Consider the following 17,314-nt stretch of genomic DNA (forward strand, 5'->3'; position numbering starts at 1 on the left):
TATGGAACTACCTGATTTTATGAGTTATGCCGGTAAATTCTCGGCAAATGATTTTGTGGATAAGGTGTCAAGTATAGCCAAACGGGCCGGTGCGAAACTGGTCTATGCGGCATTGATACTGTATTATACATTACAGAGTGACAAGGTGTCTAAAAAGGATAAGGCCATGATAATAGGAGCGCTGGGCTATATGATCAGTCCGCTTGACGTTATTCCCGATGCTATTCCTATCGTGGGTCTTACTGACGACCTTACCGTTCTGATATATGTATTGAAAAAAGTGTGGATGGACGTTGAGCCTGAAATAAAAGAGAAGGCCAAGGACAGATTGTCGAAATGGTTTGACGAAGATGAAATATCGGAGATCAACGACCTTTTTAAGGAATGAAACTTTCGACGATTGGGTGTTTACTAAAAACGGCTGACAGTTAATCTGTCAGCCGTTTTTAGTGTGAGGTACCTAGCAGAGTCGAACTGCTCTACACGGTTTTGCAGACCGTTACCTAACCGATCGGCCAAGGTACCATTTCTTATTTGCGGTTGCAAAGGTAATGTTTTAATTTTATTCCGCCAAATTTTTCTTGCCTTTTTTATTGAAACAGGCGGGTTTCTTGGTTTTTAAAGAACTTTTTTCGCGTTTTACTTTCATCATTTGCTCTTTTATTTCACAACCGGTACACCCATAGCAAGGATTTCCTGCTTTTTTGAAAGCCTTGTAAATGCGTATTGCCGAGTATATCACTGCGATTGCGGTAATTGTCAGTGCTATGATGATTTGCATGGTGGTGGGTTATGTCACATTTGAGTGAGTTTGCGGAACAGGTTCTTGTTTATGGCTTGTATTCGTCGGCCTTGTTTCTCGATGTCTTCCCTCACATTATTAATATTACTGTAAAGTCCCGAAAAAGCATTCAAGAAGAAATTCGGTTGGCATGTATCTTCCGTTATGTCAGGATTTATAACGATTTTTATTCCTTTTTCTTCTATGTGTACGTCAATGTCGCTTCCTGTCATTATAGGGTCTCCGTCGTAATGTATGGCTCCGGGTTTGCTTCGGTGAATATGTATCCTTTTTGCCCTGAAAGTCTTTATCTTGGAGTTTTTGTTGAGCGTTTTGTTGAGCAGGTCAAGGCTTATTTGCGGTGCGTCGAACACATCGAATGGTTCCATTATTATAACGTCCATCAATCCGTCTGTCATTGTCGCTTTCGGAGCTATATACGCATTGTTGCCGTATTGTGATGCGTTTGCGCATGCGATGAGGAACGCTTTATACTTCTTCGCTCCTGTCTCGTCTTCCACTTCGTATGTCTCAGGCTTGTATTTGAGTCCTTCTTTCAGTACATTCTCAACATAAGTGATAGGCCCTCGTTTGCCGGCCTCGGCAAATTTAAGGCTTATGAAAGCATCAAATCCCATTCCGCATGTACAGAAAAACGGCATGTCATTGATTATTCCGTAGTCGAGCGGCTCTATTTTGCATCTGTTTATGATTCCGATGGCCTTGCGTATATCCATTGGTATGCACAGATGGCGGGCCAATCCGTTGCCGGAGCCGCACGGTATGATGCCGAGAGCTGTGTCGGAGTGGGCCAGTGAGCGTGCCACTTCATTGACAGTGCCGTCGCCCCCTACGGCCACGACCACGTCAATGTTTTCCGCTACACATTCACGGGCAATCTCAGCGGCATGTCCGGCATATTCGGTGAGACGTATTTGACAGTCGAATATATCTTTGTCGAGCGTCTCATCGATAATCCCGGGTATATCTTCTTTGCCATGGGAGCCAGATACCGGATTTAATATGAATACAATGCTTTTCTTATCAGTCATACGGATGCAAAAATACAAAAAACGTTTATAACTATAATCAACGTATAACCAAAAAAGGAGAAAAGTTACATTTATTACGAAAAAATTACACAGATTGATAAAAAATGTGTATCTTTGCAGCCTGTAAAAATACAAACGATTACCTGTTAGTTTAAAAATGGGACAATTACAAGAAAGATACAAGAGTTACCGCGAGCCTCAGAAATTTATGGAGGCTGACGTATATCCTTATTTCCGTGCTATCACAAGCAAGCAAGGCACCGAAGTTAAAATGGGAGGACACAATGTGTTGATGTTCGGTTCGAATGCCTATACGGGTCTTACCGGTGACGAGCGTGTGATAAAAGCGGCTAAAGACGCTCTTGATAAATACGGTTCCGGTTGTGCCGGCAGCCGTTTTTTGAACGGAACGCTTGATCTTCATGTACAGTTGGAGAAAGAGTTGGCCGAGTTTGAGGGTAAAGATGATGCCCTTTGTTTTTCCACAGGATTTTCTGTTAATGCAGGAGTGATTGCCATGGTTGTAGGTCGTGGCGACTACATTATTTGCGATGATCGTGACCATGCGAGTATAATTGACGGCCGCAGATTGTCTTTTGCCAAGCAGTTGCATTACAAGCACAATGATATGGAAGACTTGGAGAATCTTCTTAAATCATTGCCTCATGAGGCTGTAAAGCTCATTGTCGTAGACGGGGTGTTCTCAATGGAGGGTGATTTGTGTAAACTGCCGGAAATCGTGGAACTTAAACATAAGTACAATTGTTCCATTATGGTGGATGAGGCTCACGGCCTTGGTGTCTTCGGACGTAACGGTCGTGGCGTTTGCGACCATTTCGGACTTACGGATGAGGTTGATCTCATAATGGGAACATTCTCCAAGTCACTTGCAAGTATCGGAGGATTTATAGCCGGTGACAGTGATACTATTAACTATTTGCGTCATACTTGCCGCACATATATATTCAGTGCCTCAAATGCCCCGGCAGCCACGGCGGCCGCAATGGAAGCACTGCATATCCTTAAGAGTGAGCCTGAGCGTATCGAGGATTTATGGAAAGTAACACGATATGCACTGCGTCGTTTCCGTGAAGAGGGCTTTGAGATCGGTGAGACAGAGAGTCCTATCATCCCGTTGTATGTACATGATGTGGAAAAGACATTCCTGATTACCAAACTTGCGTATGACGCAGGAGTGTTCATCAATCCGGTAATACCTCCGGCATGCGCTCCGCAAGACACTCTTGTGCGGTTTGCATTGATGGCAACACATACCGAGGAACAGGTTGAGCGTGGTATACAGATGCTCAAAAAGATATTTGTGGAACAAGGAATAATAAAATAATTATTCAAAAACTTGCATGGCTCGGTGAAAATTGTTAACTTTGCAGCCGCAAAGAGAAGATGTGTTTATCGAGTCATTTGCAGCGGGGTGTAGCGCAGCCCGGTAGCGCTCCTGGTTTGGGACCAGGCGGCCGCAGGTTCGAATCCTGTCGCCCCGACAAAAAAGAGAATCCGATGGGTTCTCTTTTTTGTTTATTCATTTATCTGTTAGATATGCAATAGTGGCAGATGGGATATTGGGGGTGATGGATTGCGCATAATCTATACTTTATACCTCAATGTAAAGACAGGATGATTTCTTTGTTAAGTCTAAATTTTAGGCTGCCTGAACAGGAAGATGATCCGGTTTTCATGGTTTGAACTCTACTTGTCTGTATCCCACCAACCGCCATGTCCGACCGCCTGTATCTTTATAATAAATATACGCCTGATATCTGTTTTCCGTTTGATAGAAGCTGCCTTCTGTTGGAGGTATGCTTGTTGTGCCGTTGTCGTTCAGCAGAGTGTAACGGTATGAGTAATATCCTTGTTTCTGCATGATGATGGCGTTGTAGGTATTATCCGTTCCGTCGTATGTCATAGTGTAGTTATCTGTTTGCTCATCTGTCGTCCACTGGCCGTCGATCAGCAGTTTGCCTTGTGGTATAAGCGGTGATTTCAATTTGTAATGCACAAACACATAGTCGCTTGTATAGTCGTTTTCTATATTGTCGCTGTTGCGGATATAGAACGCTCCGTTGGCGTCAACGTCATAAATATAGTTTAACCGCGGCTCTGCGACAAACGGATATGCGTTATAGTAGTGTCCGTCCCACGACATTCTGTCTATACCCATTGTGGGGTGTGATAGTGCGAGTATTTCAAACTTACGGTATTCATTGCTGGCTTCGAATATATAGCTTCGGTTATGGCTCCATTTCAGCCCTTTGTTGCTTATGAAGTTCGGTTTGATGTTTGTCTTGGCGTTGTCTCTTCTGTCGTTTTGTGTCACCACGGTATATATCTGTTCGTTGTGGTTTGTTATGTTTATGCTGCCGTAGTTTAGCGACATCGACACCTGCTGGTGGCTTCTGTTTATGTCGATATCAGTATTGGCAGACACTTCCAACCCTACGTTTACCAGCGGTTCAAGTACCATGAACTCTGCCGTAAGTATCCTTTCTCCCTCTTCGTCATTCACCGTCAGTCTGTAGTTGCCGCTCATTTTCAGTCGGCATCGTTCGTTCGGTATTGTCAGGGTGTAGTGTGTGTACAGCACGGTTGTGTTTATCGAGTTCTGGTAGTCTTCTATCGGGTTGTCGTTAAATCCGCTCAGATAGTCGCTTTCAAAAATCTCTTCCGAAAGGCTCCAATCCGCTTCGCAATGGTCTATGTGGTATGTGAACCGTTTGTACTCGTGCGAAAGTTCGTCAAAGCCGATGTTCAGCACGTCTCCGCTGTTCAGTCGCATTACCGGAGGAGATAGCCAGTCCTTGTTGACAACTGTCTGTAATGATTTTACGGTCGGGCTGTATATAATGTTTTTTGCCCCGGCAGTTCCGCAGAGCATAAGTATAATTACAGTGATGATATTCGGATATTTCATTTTAGGAATTCGGATGTTATTGATATGGTATCGCTTCTAAATACATATCTTTAAGATTTATGATAACACGTGAAAACTTTTCAGGTAAGTCCAAACCTATAGTTCCGTCTTCTTCACGGTTCAGATAGGCAGTGTTTTTCAGTTGTCCTGTGTTCAAATCTATACCGGTATTCACATTTACAGAGTCAAGGACAATGAAACCGTTTCCTATGCGGAACTCCATTTGTGGTAAAACGTAACTACGGGTGATAGACACGCCACCCACGCCGGCCATACGTAAGGAGTCGGGCATGCCCGTGTTTTCGACCTCGACTTTGTGGCTGTTATACCATTTGGGCAACAAAGTAGTGTAATAACAGCCTGTGTCGAAATGAAAGCAAAGCGGATTCCCAGCTTTATCGGTGGCGGCCAAACGCAGATTTTCACCGTCTGTCCGTAGCAGATTGCTTTCATGCAGCGGATTTGGTGTAGGTGTGGCGGGTATTATAAACTCTCGGTTAGCGAAGTCCAACTGCACTTCTTTCATACGTAGCATGATTGGAAGTCCGATTACCGGTGGTATGTCTTTGCATATACTGTCAACATTTGTGTTGCCTGTTTGGATATCTACCACAAAGAAGGGTACGTTAGCCCATGCCATTCCGCCAATGCGTAAGGTGTCACACAAGGCATATCGTCCTTGTTGCATCCCGATACCCATCATAGGCATGCCGGCATCCAAAAGGTGAAAACCGTATTCTTTTGCTTGTTGTGAGGAGATAATATTTACCCCTGCACCCGTATCGAACAGTAGCCGGGTTTCATTTCCGTTAATTCTACTGTCGATATTGAGCGAGTGCTGTTCCGTTTCGTTGTTTATAATCATGGGAATGCGGTATTCACCCGTTGAGTGCAGCGGTTTACAAATTTCTCCGTAAGAAGCGTAAGTGTTATATTGTTGTGCCAATACACGATAGTTTTCTGTCTGAGTGCTGTCCACGTTTTGTGCGGTCAGTTGGTCGTAGAGCCTCTGTATCAGTCCGGCGGCCTCGGCGTAATGTTCTGTTCGAGCCAGATTTATACCCATTAGCGTCGCCATGCCCAGGGTGTTGGATCCTAACTCTTGCTGATTGTTGTTCAGCAAGTCTCCTAACACAATACATGCAGAATCCGGGCGGTTGAAATAATGATGCGTCATGGCGACAGCCATTTGGTGCAGCAAAGGCGTAACGGAATCCATAGGTGTTACTTTCAATTCCCGTGCGAGGTCAAACCAGCGATTCTCGCTCATAAATCTGCCGATGCGTTCGTCTGCGTTCTGTGCCCTGATTGTTAGAGGGAGAACAAAACAGAGAAGCAGAAAAAGTATCTTTGCCATTCTTGTATATTATGGTTAATCTAATCCGATATTAAAATGAATTCTTATCGGTTGGTTATAAAATGATTTCGTGTATTTAATCAATAAGTGCAAAGTTATGAAAAATATCAATCAAGTTGTCTTTGTCCGGTAAAAAACTTTGTTTTTACGATAAAAACGATGTAAATGCCGGGTTGTTTGATATCTATTTGGCGGTCATTTACCAATCGTATGCAGTCATGGGAAATAAAAAAATCTCCTGTCATCAATATCAATGACGGGAGATTTTTATTGGATATAAATCTTTTGTTGCGGTTTATTTACCGTTCAACGCAAGTGAAACCTCAACGGCAATAGATACCGTAGCACCTACCATCGGGTTGTTGCCGATGCCGAGGAAGCCCATCATCTCTACGTGTGCGGGTACTGATGATGAACCTGCGAACTGTGCGTCGCTGTGCATGCGGCCCAGTGTGTCTGTCATACCGTAAGATGCGGGACCTGCCGCCATGTTGTCCGGGTGCAGTGTACGGCCGGTACCTCCACCGGAAGCCACCGAGAAGTAGGGTTTGCCGGCGAGCACACGCTCTTTCTTGTATGTACCGGCAACGGGGTGCTGGAAGCGTGTCGGGTTTGTGGAGTTACCTGTGATAGATACATCCACGTTCTCTTTCCAAAGGATAGCCACACCTTCGCGCACATCGTCTGCTCCATAGCATTTAACCTTTGCGCGGGGACCGTCAGAGTAAGGAGTTTCCTTTACCACATTGACTTCGCCTGTGAAGTAGTCAAACTTGGTCTGTACGTATGTGAAACCGTTGATACGGCTGATGATCATGGCTGCGTCCTTGCCAAGACCGTTTAGGATGACGCGAAGCGGCTTCTGGCGTACCTTGTTTGCTTTTTCGGCGATTTTGATGGCGCCTTCGGCAGCAGCGAAACTCTCGTGACCTGCGAGGAAAGCGAAGCACTCGGTCTCGTCGCGGAGCAGGCGGGCTGCGAGGTTACCGTGACCGATACCTACCTTGCGGTCGTCGGCAACAGAACCGGGAATGCAGAAACTCTGCAGGCCGATGCCGATGGCCTCAGCTGCCTCAGCCGCATTCTTGGCACCTTTCTTTATTGCGATGGCCGCGCCACATACGTATGCCCATTTTGCGTTCTCGAAACAGATGCGCTGTGTGTCCTCACACATCTGATAAGGATCCACGCCGGCTTTCTCGCAAATCTCGTTTGCTTCCTCGATGCTCTCGATTCCGTTCTCTTTCAGAGCGGCCAGCACCTGGTTGATGCGACGCTCGTAGCTCTCGAATGATACTTTTCTTATCATATTCTGTGTCCTCCTTATTCTTTACGTGGGTCAATAGTCTTAACGATTCCCTGCTCGGCGGTGGTGCGTCCGTAAGAACCTGTAAATTTCTTCACAGCCTCGTTGGCGTCCATTCCGTCTTTGATGGCTTCCATCATTTTGCCGAGGTGTACATACTCGTAGCCGCAAACCTGGTCGTCCTTGTCAAGGAACATCTTTGTGATGTAGCCTTCCGTCAGTTCGAGATAGCGTGTACCTTTTGCCACCGTTCCGTAGAGCGTACCGGTCTGGCTGCGCAGGCCTTTTCCGAGGTCTTCAAGACCGGCACCGATTACGAGACCTCCCTCAGAGAATGCGCTCTGTGAGCGGCCGTATACGATCTGGAGAAACAACTCGCGCATCGCTGTGTTGATTGCGTCGCAAACAAGGTCGGTGTTCAGTGCTTCGAGGATGGTCTTTCCCGGCAGGATTTCGGATGCCATGGCGGCAGAGTGTGTCATACCCGTGCAACCTATAGTCTCTACCAGACACTCCTGGATGATACCCTCCTTGATGTTCAGAGAGAGTTTGCAGGCACCCTGCTGGGGCGCACACCAACCCACACCGTGGGTATAACCCGAGATGTCTTTAATCTCCTTTGCCTGAATCCATTTTCCTTCTTCAGGAATGGGAGCGGGTCCGTGGTTGGGACCTTTTGCAACAACGCACATGTTGTTGACTTCATTAGAATAAGTCATATTCCCTAATGTTTATGTAAAAATGAATAATAAATATTTGCTACTTAGCATTTGCAAAATTAATAAAATCTTTTTGAAAAATACCTATAAGATGCTATTCTTTTTTACTCTATTAACTTCATTGTGTTCCCCTGTGCGGCATGCGGCGCGGTGTCGGTGTGTTTGTTTCATGTCATTCATCAATGTGATTGAATATGGATTTCTGATATTCCGAAGTGTAATCCATGTAGTATAATCCGTAATCAAGGTAACGGCTTTTAGTGTATTATTTATTAATTTTGTAGCCGTATATTAACGATTATAAACCATTTCGTAATGAGAAAGACTATTATATCGGTCGTCGTTTTCACATCCTGTTGTGCGGCTTATGCGCATAATGACAGTATAGTGGGGATTGGCAATGTCGTAATAACAGGCACACGTAATGCCGCTGATGTGCGACATCTGCCCATGACAGTGACTGTTGTCGGGCGCGATAAACTTGAAGAGAGCCATCAGTCGTCTGTCTTGCCCGTGATGATGAGGCAAGTGCCCGGCCTTTTTGTCACGAGTCGTGCCATGATGGGATATGGTGTGAGCGGAGGCGCGGCTGGAGGAATAAGTCTGCGCGGGCTTGGCGGAGGCGCGGGGCAGATGCTTGTGCTTATAGACGGGCATCCGCAGTATCAGGGTATTTACGGGCATACGATCAGCGACAGCTATCATACCATGATGGCGGAGCGTGTTGAGGTCTTGCGCGGCCCGGCATCGGTGCTTTATGGTTCGAATGCCATGGGAGGTGTGATGAATATCGTCACCAGAGGCATGCATGGCGATGGAGTGCGCAGCGAGGTCAACATTGGTGCCGGAAGCTACGGCACGTTTCAGGCCGATGTGTCAAACTGTGTTCGCGGCGGACGGTTTACGAGCACCGTGGCATTACAATACGGACGTTCGGATAACCACCGTCCTGACATGGGATTTGAGCGATATGGAGGATATGTGAGGTTCAGCTATGATTTCAACACCCACTGGAACGCGTATTTCAATACTGATATAACCCATTTCAACGCATCCAATCCGGGGCGTGTCGACACGCCGCTTTATGGCGCCGACCAGTGGATAACGCGCGGATTGGCGACAGTTGCCGTTGAGAACCATTATAACCGCACGAGCGGCGCTATCAGCGTGTTCACGAATTTCGGTCGTCATAAGGTAGACGACGGTTCCGGAAGTGTTGATAATCCCACGTTGCGCCATTTCCGCTCGAAAGACGCTCTCACCGGTGTCTCGTTGTATCAGAGCGTGCGCCTTTTCGCCGGCAACCGCCTGACCGTGGGTGCCGACTATCAGCATATATACGGTTATGCTTATTATACATCGAAAGCAACAGGTGAAGTGCTTGACACTCCCAACAAACAAAGTGGCAAATCGTATCGAAATGAGATAGCGGCCTATGCGGATTTCAGGCAGGACATCACTCCGTGGCTTACAGTAGATGCCGGTATACGTGCCGACCATCACTCTGTGACGGGCATGGAGTGGGTGCCGCAGGGCGGTGTGGTGGTTCGCCCTATGGCTTCGGGAGAGCTTAAAGCTATGGTAAGCAAGGGATTCCGCAATCCGTCGATGAAAGAGATGTATCTCTATCCGCCTTCAAACACCGGTCTTTCGCCCGAGAGACTGACGAACTACGAACTGTCGTGGAAGCACCGTTTGCGGGCTGCGGCTCTCACATACGGGGTAAACCTGTTTTACATTGACGGTGACAACATCATCGAGACAGTATATGAAAACGGCCGGCCGCGAAATAGAAACAGTGGAGTGATAGAGAATTGGGGTGTTGAGGCGGATCTGTCTTACAGGGTTAACGGCCGTTTGTCGGTTGTCACCAACCATAGTGTGCTCGGAATGAAGAATCCGGTGCTTGCCGCTCCCGGATATAAATGTTTTTTCGGTGCCGACTATCATGACGGCAAGTGGATTGTGAATGCCGGTTTGATGTATGTGGGCAGGCTTTATACCGAGGTTGGAGAGAATGAGGCGAAAGAGGATTTTTGTCTGCTCGATATATCCGTTAGCCGAAAGATAACTTCGGGGCTAAGCATGTGGCTGAGCGGTGAGAACTTACTGGCACGGAAATATGAGGTTAATGTCGGTTTCCCAATGCCGGGAGCCACTTTCATGGGAGGTATAAACTGGAAGTTCTGACGCGGGTAACATTATCATGGTGGCGGTTTCTTTTAACAGCCTTCTCAGTGTTTTTCTTTAATTGTATATCGGCAACTGTATCGTGATAAGATTTGTTTTTCGCTTGTTTTTGGTATAAATTTGTAGAAAATAAAATGCTTACCGTTATGAATAATCTGATATTTTTATTACACTTATCGTTATCATTGTTGCATGTTTATGCAAAAGTTGGTAACAGTGAAATTTGACAAAAACAATCTTTTCTCGGTTTGAGATACCGTTTTTACCGGTTTCCCACTATATTCAGGTATATTCTTAATTTTGTGTTTGCGGGACTTCATAACTGTATGAAGTCCCGCAAACCGTTTATATACCGATGAATATTTATGCATTTCCGCTTTTTACACCTCTGTATTTACATATCCGTTGTGTTGCGTTTAGCGTCCCGTTGCATTGCATTTAGCCGCTAAATGCAATGCAACGGGTATCCTAATGCAAGGTGACGGGCTGCCAACAGCGAAATGACCTGTATTTACGACACATTAACGTTAAGTAAATCGGATGTCAGTTCGTTTTCTGTCATTTTTCAAAGCCAGCTTATACTTGCCATGTATGTTTTTGCATAAATATGCATTTGCAATATATTGATATTTGGTGTGAATATTATTTACAAAGCTGTTCAAAATAGACTTTTGTATTTATAGCGGAAACGCATCTTTTTTAATGCGAATGGTCGAATTTGGTTTTAAACCGGAAATACATGTGATAAGCGTCAGTCAAAATCCTTATGCGGGTCTAAAATATTTGGTGTCGTTTTACTATATTTTCGTTATATTTCACTATCTTTGCCGAGATTATGAAAGAAGTAATAGTGAAAGACTCCGACCTGCGCCGTGCGGCGGGAGAGGGTATGGACGCTTTTCTGAAAGTGTTTCATGACGGGATAATGGACGCTATAGGCGGTGAGGTGACGGCAGAGACCATGCGTGAGCTTAACACCGAACAGATAACGCTGCTCGCTTATCACATCCTGAGAGATGAGGTGATGGACGGCGGCTTTGTCCAGTTGATACACAACGGATACGGCGGCTTCATATTCCTAAATCCGTTTGCCAAGGTTCTGAGGATATGGGGAATGAGAGACCTCTCCCGTCTGATATACGATGCACATACGTTGTATAATGCTCACAAGGCAGATATAGAGCGCGAATGTACCGATGAGGAGTTTATGGCAATGTTTGAGGCTCATCCCGAGTTTGATGACATGGATGATAACTTTGTCGAGAACGAGGAACGTTATACAGCCGAGGTGGCTCGATACGTGGATGAGCACATAGAACAATTCGCAACAATCAGCAATGAATAAGGAAGAAGAACTGATAAGGAAGAAAAGTCCTGTAAACATACGTAACAAGAAAGCGGCATTTGAGTATTTCTTCATTGAGACATACACTGCCGGTATCGTGCTTACGGGAACGGAGATAAAATCCATCAGGATGGGTAAGGCCGGACTGGTGGATACGTTTTGTTTCATACACAACGGGGAAATCTGGGTGAAAGGCATGAGCGTAAGCCCGTATTTCTATGGTTCGTACAATAATCATGAGATGAAGCGGGACCGAAAGTTGTTGCTAAACCGGAAGGAGATACAGAAGTTGCAGAGCGCGACGAAACAGACCGGATATACGATAATACCGCTTCTTGTGTTCATTGACGAGCATGGGCGTGCCAAGATGGATATTGCCCTATGCAAGGGAAAGAAAGAATTTGACAAGCGCCAGACCCTGAAAGAAAAGGAAGACAGGCGTGACATGGACCGTGCCATGAAGCACTATTGACCTACTACAAGCAGGAATGGCGATGAGCAGGATAGACACAGTGGTAAAAGACAGGATACTTGTGCTGGATGGTGCGATGGGTACCATGATCCAGCAGTATGGCCTTGCGGAGGAAGATTTCCGTGGAAAGCGGTTTGCCGGTGCGGAGATAATGATGAAAGGAAACAACGATGTGCTGAACATCACCCGCCCTGACATTGTGGAAGACATACACCGCAAGTATCTGTCTGCCGGAGCCGACATAATAACCACAAACACTTTCAGCAGTCAGCGAATATCGCAGGCGGATTATCGGCTTGAAAACTGCTGCCGTGAGATGGCTCTTGAGGGAGCGATAATAGCCCGTAGGGTGGCCGATGAGTATACTACGGCGGACAAACCGCGGTTTGTGGCGGGATCGGTAGGCCCGACGACCAAGACCTGTTCAATGAGTCCTGATGTCGGCAATCCTGCCGCGCGTGAACTTGCTTACGACGAACTGCTTGATGCCTATATCGAGCAAACGGAAGCAATGATAGAGGGTGGGGCAGACATAATACTGATAGAGACAATCTTTGACACTCTCAATGCCAAGGCAGCGATAGACGCGGCCATGACGGTGATGGGCGGTCGGGGAGTGGATTTGCCGATAATGCTGTCTGTCACGATTAGCGATTTGGCGGGACGCACACTCAGCGGCCAGACGCTCGATGCTTTTTTGGCGAGTGTAAGTTCATATCCCATATTTTCGGTAGGTCTTAATTGCTCGTTCGGCGCAAGCCAGATGAAACCCTATCTGCGTGAACTTGCCGGCAAAGCTCCTTTTTATGTCAGTGCGCATCCTAATGCGGGACTGCCCGACAGCATGGGACTGTATGACGAGACACCGAAGACGATGGCTGTCCGGATAGGCGAGTTTATAGATGAGGGGCTGGTGAACATTGTTGGCGGATGCTGTGGTACGACGGAAAAATACATAGAACTTTATTCTCCATTGTTGTCCGGCAAGTCACCTCGCATACCGGTGGCAATGTCTGAAACCATGCGGCTAAGCGGTCTTGACGCATTCGAGATAACTCCGGCCGTACGCTTTGTCAATGTTGGCGAACGGTGCAATGTTGCCGGTTCTCGCAAGTTTTTGCGATTGATAAAAGAGAAAAAATATGACGAGGCCATATCCATAGCCCGCAAGCAAGTGACGGACGGTGCCATGGTCATAGATATAAATATGGACGACGGACTGCTCGACGCTTGCGGCGAGATGACCGTTTTTCTCAATCTTATAGCTTCGGAACCCGATATAGCCCGTGTGCCGGTGATGATAGATTCATCGGACTGGGATGTCATTATGGCCGGATTGAAGTGCGTACAGGGAAAGTGTATCGTCAATTCCATATCTCTTAAAGAAGGAGAAGAGGTGTTTGTTGGGCATGCGCGCGATGTGCGTCGCTTCGGAGCGGCTGTGGTAGTGATGTGTTTTGATGAGCGCGGACAAGCCACGACCTACGAGCGTCGTGTTGAGATCGCCGCACGTGCATATAAGATACTGACCGAAAGGGTGGGAATGAATCCTCACGATATTATTTTCGACCCCAATGTGCTTGCCGTTGCTACAGGCATGGCAGAGCACGCAGACTATGCGAAAGACTTTATCAGAGCCACTGCATGGATAAAAGGCAATCTGCCAGGAGCGCATGTTAGCGGCGGTGTGAGCAATCTTTCTTTCTCGTTTCGCGGCAACAACTATATACGTGAAGCCATGCATGCCGTTTTTCTTTATCACGCCATTGGCGCAGGTATGGATTTCGGTATAGTAAATCCGGTGACAAAAGTTGTTTACGGTGATATTCCTGCCGACCGGCTCGAAATAATAGAGGATGTGATTCTAAACAGAAAGCATGATGCCGCCGAGCGGTTGACGGAACTTGCCGCCACCATAAAAGCAGAGACCGATACCGCAGGAGGCACGGTAGATGAGAAGGATGTCGGTGGGATGGAGCGGAATAGAGAAGAGTGGAGAGCGGAACCTGTGGCAGACCGTCTCTCTACGGCGTTGATAAAAGGTATCGGCGACTATCTTGAAGAAGATTTGAGAGAAGCTCTTTCAATATATCCCCGTGCCGTGAATATTATCGAAGGACCGCTTATGGACGGAATGAACACCGTAGGGGAGTTGTTCGGTTGCGGTAAGATGTTTCTGCCTCAGGTCGTTAAAACGGCACGGACAATGAAGCATGCCGTATCGATATTGCGGCCTTATATAGAAAAGGAAAAGACGGAAGGCTGTGGAAAGGCTGGTAAAGTTTTGCTTGCCACTGTAAAGGGCGATGTGCATGATATCGGTAAGAATATAGTTGGAGTGGTCATGGCATGCAATAACTATGAGGTAATCGACATGGGGGTTATGGTGCCTGCAGAGCAGATAGTGAAGAAGGCGATAGCCGAGCGTGTGGATATCATCGGGCTTAGCGGACTTATAACACCGAGCCTGGAAGAGATGGTGAATGTGGTTCGTGAGTTGGAGCGTGCCGGACTCGATATTCCTGTGATGATAGGCGGCGCCACCACGAGTGAGCTGCATGTTGCCTTGAAAGTGGCTCCGGTGTATGGCGGCCCGGTAGTATGGATGAAAGATGCCTCTCAAAACGCCATCGTGGCCTCTAAACTCGTAAACAAGAAAGAGACCGTGGGGTTCGGACAAGAACTTCAAGACAGGTACGAGAGCCTGAGAGCGGAATACAGTAAGGAGCAGAGTGACATCATTTCCCTTGAAGAGGCACGTCGAAAAAGACTGAATTTATTTGATTGACAGGTGAAAAAGCATAATAAACGAAATTAATGAGTAAGATAAAAACTATATTGTTCGACCTCGGCGGAGTGATAATCACTCTCGATCAGCCGCAGGCCGTTAAACGCTTCAAGGAAATAGGGTTGACCGATGCTGGGCGACGGCTTGACCAATATACACAGTCGGGACTGTTCGGGGCATTGGAAAGAGGTGAGATAGACGCCGAGCGGTTTCGTGCCGGACTCGGTGAGATAATCGGGCACGAAGTAACGATGGAACAGTGTCTTTACGGTTGGATGGGATATGTGGCAGACCTTCCGCAACGTAATCTTGCCGCACTTCGGCGTTTGCGCGGTGAGGGTTACCGCATCGTGCTGCTGTCGAACACAAACCCTTTTTTAATGAGTTGGGCGCTCAGCGATGCTTTCGATGGCAACGGGCATTCTTTGGCTGACTACATGGACGCGATGTATATGAGTTATAAGTGCGGAGTGATGAAGCCGGATGAGCGTTTGTTCCGCCATGTGCTTGAAACGGAGAACATAATACCGGAAGAAACGCTATTCGTTGACGACGGACCGCGTAATATCGAGGCTGCCGCACGCCTCGGAGTGAAAACGTTTTGCCCGAAAAACGGAGCAGACTGGACATCTGAAATATATAAATATCTGAGCGAATGAAAAAGATCTTAATATCTGTCATATTTGTTTTTGTCGCTGTTGTCATGGCGTTCGGACAACAGAAGCGTGAGTTTCGGGGCGCATGGATACAGTGTGTGAACGGCCAGTTTCTCGGAATGCCCACCGAGGCGATGAAAAAGACATTGGCATATCAGCTTGACGAGCTGCAAAAAGACGGTGCTAATGCAATCATATTTCAGGTTCGTCCGGAATGTGACGCCCTGTATGAAAGTCCTTATGAGCCGTGGAGCAGATTTCTGACAGGCACACAAGGTAAAGCGCCTCAACCGTATTGGGATCCGTTGGCATGGATGGTGGAACAGTGTCACAACCGTGGAATGGAACTGCACGCATGGATAAACCCTTACAGGGCCAAGACTAAAACCACAACAGTGCTTGCTTCCAACCATATTGCGGTGACCGCGCCTCAGCGTGTGTTTGCGTATGACGGCCAGTTTATCGTAAATCCCGGCATGGCGGAAAACCGAGATTATATATGCAAGGTTATTGGAGATATCGTGCGTAGGTATGATATAGACGGTCTTCACATGGATGATTATTTCTATCCATATCCGGCGGCAGGAGAGAAAATACCCGATGAACAATTGTTTCGTCAGCACTCTAACGGAATAAGCAATATCGGAGATTGGCGCAGATACAATGTCAATCTGTTCGTAAAGCAACTGCACGACACCATTGCGAGCATAAAGCCTTGGGTGAAATTCGGAATATCTCCGTTCGGAATATACCGTAACAAGGCTAACGATGTGAACGGCAGCGATACGAAAGGACTCCAAAACTACGACGATTTATATGCCGACGTGTTGCTGTGGGTGAACAACGGTTGGGTGGATTATTGCGTTCCGCAGCTTTACTGGCAGATAGGTCATCCGACCGCCGATTACGAGACATTGATAAAATGGTGGAACAAGCATTCTGGAAACCGTCCGTTATATATCGGAGAAGACGTGGAGCGCACGGCAAAATATCCGGATTTGAATGATAAAAACCGTAATCAGATGCCGGCCAAATATGCCTTGCACAAACAGATGCACAACGTGAACGGTACTGTTTTGTGGTATGCTAAGGCAGTGGTGGATAACGTGGGCAATTACGGTACGATGTTGCGCAATGTATATTGGAAATATCCGGCTCTTCAACCGAGGATGCCTTTTATAGACGGTAAGGCGCCCAAGAAAGTCAAAAAGCTGAAACCGGTGTGGACAAAAGACGGATACGTTTTGTTCTGGACTGAGCCTAAGGGCAAGAACTGGAAAGACAAGGCTGTTAAATATGTGGTATACAGATTTGCCCGAAATGAGAAAGTGGTAATTGACGATGTCACGAAGATTGTGGCGATAACGACAGATACATATTATAAATTGCCATACGATGACGGAAAGACGCAATATACATATGTCGTAACGGCGTTAGACCGCATGCAGAATGAAAGTAAGGGAAGTAAGAAAAAGGTGAGATTATAATTTTGAAATAAAATAAAAACGGATACTGGTGCCAATAAATATATTGTTTTGGTGATAACGGTATCCGTTTTATTTTTTGTATCAAAACTATTTATAATATACTGTTTTTTTATTATAACTCTCTTAAAAAGAGATTTATAATAGTGTTAACTTGGTGGTTTTCAAATATATAAGTGTTGGCTTGTATCTACATTTGTTCTACAAAACAAATGCGACATTGTCTATATTGAAA

The 17,314-nt window shown here is 46.4% G+C and carries 13 protein-coding genes and 2 tRNA genes; 9 read left to right on the forward strand and 6 right to left on the reverse strand.

Annotated features, from left to right (window positions below):
• Position 1 precedes the first annotated feature (1 nt).
• Entirely contained in the window at positions 2 to 388 is a 387-nt protein-coding gene (locus MoGM_RS02910) for a YkvA family protein (RefSeq protein WP_104368684.1), read from the forward strand.
• Between the two features lie 66 nt (positions 389 to 454).
• Here the strand turns inward: MoGM_RS02910 and MoGM_RS12950 are convergent.
• Positions 455 to 525, reverse strand: a tRNA-Cys gene (locus MoGM_RS12950).
• Between the two features lie 270 nt (positions 526 to 795).
• Positions 796 to 1,833, reverse strand: a complete 1,038-nt coding sequence (locus MoGM_RS02920; RefSeq protein WP_104368686.1) for a diacylglycerol kinase family protein — start codon at positions 1,831 to 1,833, stop codon at positions 796 to 798.
• 157 nt (positions 1,834 to 1,990) lie between these two features.
• Between MoGM_RS02920 and MoGM_RS02925 the strand changes: the two genes are divergently transcribed.
• A complete protein-coding gene (locus tag MoGM_RS02925) occupies positions 1,991 to 3,178 on the forward strand; it encodes an aminotransferase class I/II-fold pyridoxal phosphate-dependent enzyme (protein WP_104368687.1) in 1,188 nt (395 codons plus the stop codon).
• A gap of 83 nt (positions 3,179 to 3,261) precedes the next feature.
• Positions 3,262 to 3,335 (forward strand) — tRNA-Pro (locus MoGM_RS02930).
• Between the two features lie 191 nt (positions 3,336 to 3,526).
• On the opposite strand, the gene MoGM_RS02935 is transcribed toward MoGM_RS02930, so the two are convergent.
• The 4 genes from MoGM_RS02935 to MoGM_RS02950 all read right to left on the reverse strand — a co-directional run bounded on the left by MoGM_RS02935 (position 3,527) and on the right by MoGM_RS02950 (position 8,144).
• Positions 3,527 to 4,762, reverse strand: coding sequence for a DUF5103 domain-containing protein (locus MoGM_RS02935; RefSeq protein WP_104368688.1), 1,236 nt, complete (start codon positions 4,760 to 4,762; stop codon positions 3,527 to 3,529).
• Positions 4,763 to 4,778: 16 nt separating this feature from the next.
• Positions 4,779 to 6,119, reverse strand: coding sequence for a retropepsin-like aspartic protease (locus MoGM_RS02940; protein ID WP_104368689.1), 1,341 nt, complete (start codon positions 6,117 to 6,119; stop codon positions 4,779 to 4,781).
• Positions 6,120 to 6,414: 295 nt separating this feature from the next.
• A complete protein-coding gene (locus MoGM_RS02945; protein ID WP_104368690.1) occupies positions 6,415 to 7,428 on the reverse strand; it encodes a GGGtGRT protein in 1,014 nt (337 codons plus the stop codon).
• Between the two features lie 14 nt (positions 7,429 to 7,442).
• Positions 7,443 to 8,144 carry an iron-sulfur cluster assembly scaffold protein gene (locus MoGM_RS02950; RefSeq protein ID WP_104368691.1) on the reverse strand — a complete coding sequence of 234 codons (702 nt, stop codon included), beginning with the start codon at positions 8,142 to 8,144 and terminating at the stop codon, positions 7,443 to 7,445.
• A gap of 315 nt (positions 8,145 to 8,459) precedes the next feature.
• Between MoGM_RS02950 and MoGM_RS02955 the strand changes: the two genes are divergently transcribed.
• From MoGM_RS02955 to MoGM_RS02980, 6 genes are all read left to right on the forward strand, one after another.
• A complete protein-coding gene (locus MoGM_RS02955) occupies positions 8,460 to 10,334 on the forward strand; it encodes a TonB-dependent receptor (protein WP_104368692.1) in 1,875 nt (624 codons plus the stop codon).
• Positions 10,335 to 11,169: 835 nt separating this feature from the next.
• Complete coding sequence (locus MoGM_RS02960) at positions 11,170 to 11,679, forward strand: DMP19 family protein (protein ID WP_104368693.1); 510 nt, start codon at positions 11,170 to 11,172, stop codon at positions 11,677 to 11,679.
• Positions 11,672 to 12,151: an SsrA-binding protein SmpB gene (smpB, locus tag MoGM_RS02965; RefSeq protein WP_104368694.1), complete on the forward strand. Its 480-nt coding sequence runs from the start codon at positions 11,672 to 11,674 to the stop codon at positions 12,149 to 12,151. Before MoGM_RS02960 ends, smpB begins: the two co-directional genes overlap by 8 nt.
• 22 nt (positions 12,152 to 12,173) lie before the next feature.
• Entirely contained in the window at positions 12,174 to 14,939 is a 2,766-nt protein-coding gene (gene metH / locus MoGM_RS02970) for a methionine synthase (protein ID WP_104368740.1), read from the forward strand.
• A gap of 29 nt (positions 14,940 to 14,968) precedes the next feature.
• The gene (locus MoGM_RS02975; RefSeq protein ID WP_104368695.1) at positions 14,969 to 15,598 is read left to right on the forward strand and encodes an HAD family phosphatase; all 630 of its coding nucleotides are present in this window, start codon (positions 14,969 to 14,971) and stop codon (positions 15,596 to 15,598) included.
• Positions 15,595 to 17,082 (forward strand): glycoside hydrolase family 10 protein, encoded by a 1,488-nt coding sequence (locus MoGM_RS02980; protein ID WP_104368696.1) that lies wholly within the window; start codon positions 15,595 to 15,597, stop codon positions 17,080 to 17,082. The genes MoGM_RS02975 and MoGM_RS02980 overlap by 4 nt, the downstream gene beginning before the upstream one ends.
• The last annotated feature ends 232 nt before the right edge of the window (positions 17,083 to 17,314 follow it).

The organism is Prevotella sp. MGM1, from assembly GCF_002933775.1.
GTDB lineage: Bacteria > Bacteroidota > Bacteroidia > Bacteroidales > Bacteroidaceae > Prevotella.

What these genes read in the sequence shown, in the direction of transcription:
- MoGM_RS02925 (WP_104368687.1), top strand. Translation starts at nt 1,991, where the DNA reads ATGGGACAATTACAAGAAAGATACAAGAGTTACCGCGAGCCTCAGAAA.
- MoGM_RS02960 (WP_104368693.1), top strand. Translation starts at nt 11,170, where the DNA reads ATGAAAGAAGTAATAGTGAAAGACTCCGACCTGCGCCGTGCGGCGGGA.
- MoGM_RS02950 (WP_104368691.1), bottom strand. Translation starts at nt 8,144, where the DNA reads ATGACTTATTCTAATGAAGTCAACAACATGTGCGTTGTTGCAAAAGGT.
- MoGM_RS02910 (WP_104368684.1), top strand. Translation starts at nt 2, where the DNA reads ATGGAACTACCTGATTTTATGAGTTATGCCGGTAAATTCTCGGCAAAT.
- MoGM_RS02945 (WP_104368690.1), bottom strand. Translation starts at nt 7,428, where the DNA reads ATGATAAGAAAAGTATCATTCGAGAGCTACGAGCGTCGCATCAACCAG.
- MoGM_RS02920 (WP_104368686.1), bottom strand. Translation starts at nt 1,833, where the DNA reads ATGACTGATAAGAAAAGCATTGTATTCATATTAAATCCGGTATCTGGC.
- MoGM_RS02940 (WP_104368689.1), bottom strand. Translation starts at nt 6,119, where the DNA reads ATGGCAAAGATACTTTTTCTGCTTCTCTGTTTTGTTCTCCCTCTAACA.
- MoGM_RS02975 (WP_104368695.1), top strand. Translation starts at nt 14,969, where the DNA reads ATGAGTAAGATAAAAACTATATTGTTCGACCTCGGCGGAGTGATAATC.
- MoGM_RS02980 (WP_104368696.1), top strand. Translation starts at nt 15,595, where the DNA reads ATGAAAAAGATCTTAATATCTGTCATATTTGTTTTTGTCGCTGTTGTC.
- smpB (WP_104368694.1), top strand. Translation starts at nt 11,672, where the DNA reads ATGAATAAGGAAGAAGAACTGATAAGGAAGAAAAGTCCTGTAAACATA.
- MoGM_RS02955 (WP_104368692.1), top strand. Translation starts at nt 8,460, where the DNA reads ATGAGAAAGACTATTATATCGGTCGTCGTTTTCACATCCTGTTGTGCG.
- metH (WP_104368740.1), top strand. Translation starts at nt 12,174, where the DNA reads ATGAGCAGGATAGACACAGTGGTAAAAGACAGGATACTTGTGCTGGAT.
- MoGM_RS02935 (WP_104368688.1), bottom strand. Translation starts at nt 4,762, where the DNA reads ATGAAATATCCGAATATCATCACTGTAATTATACTTATGCTCTGCGGA.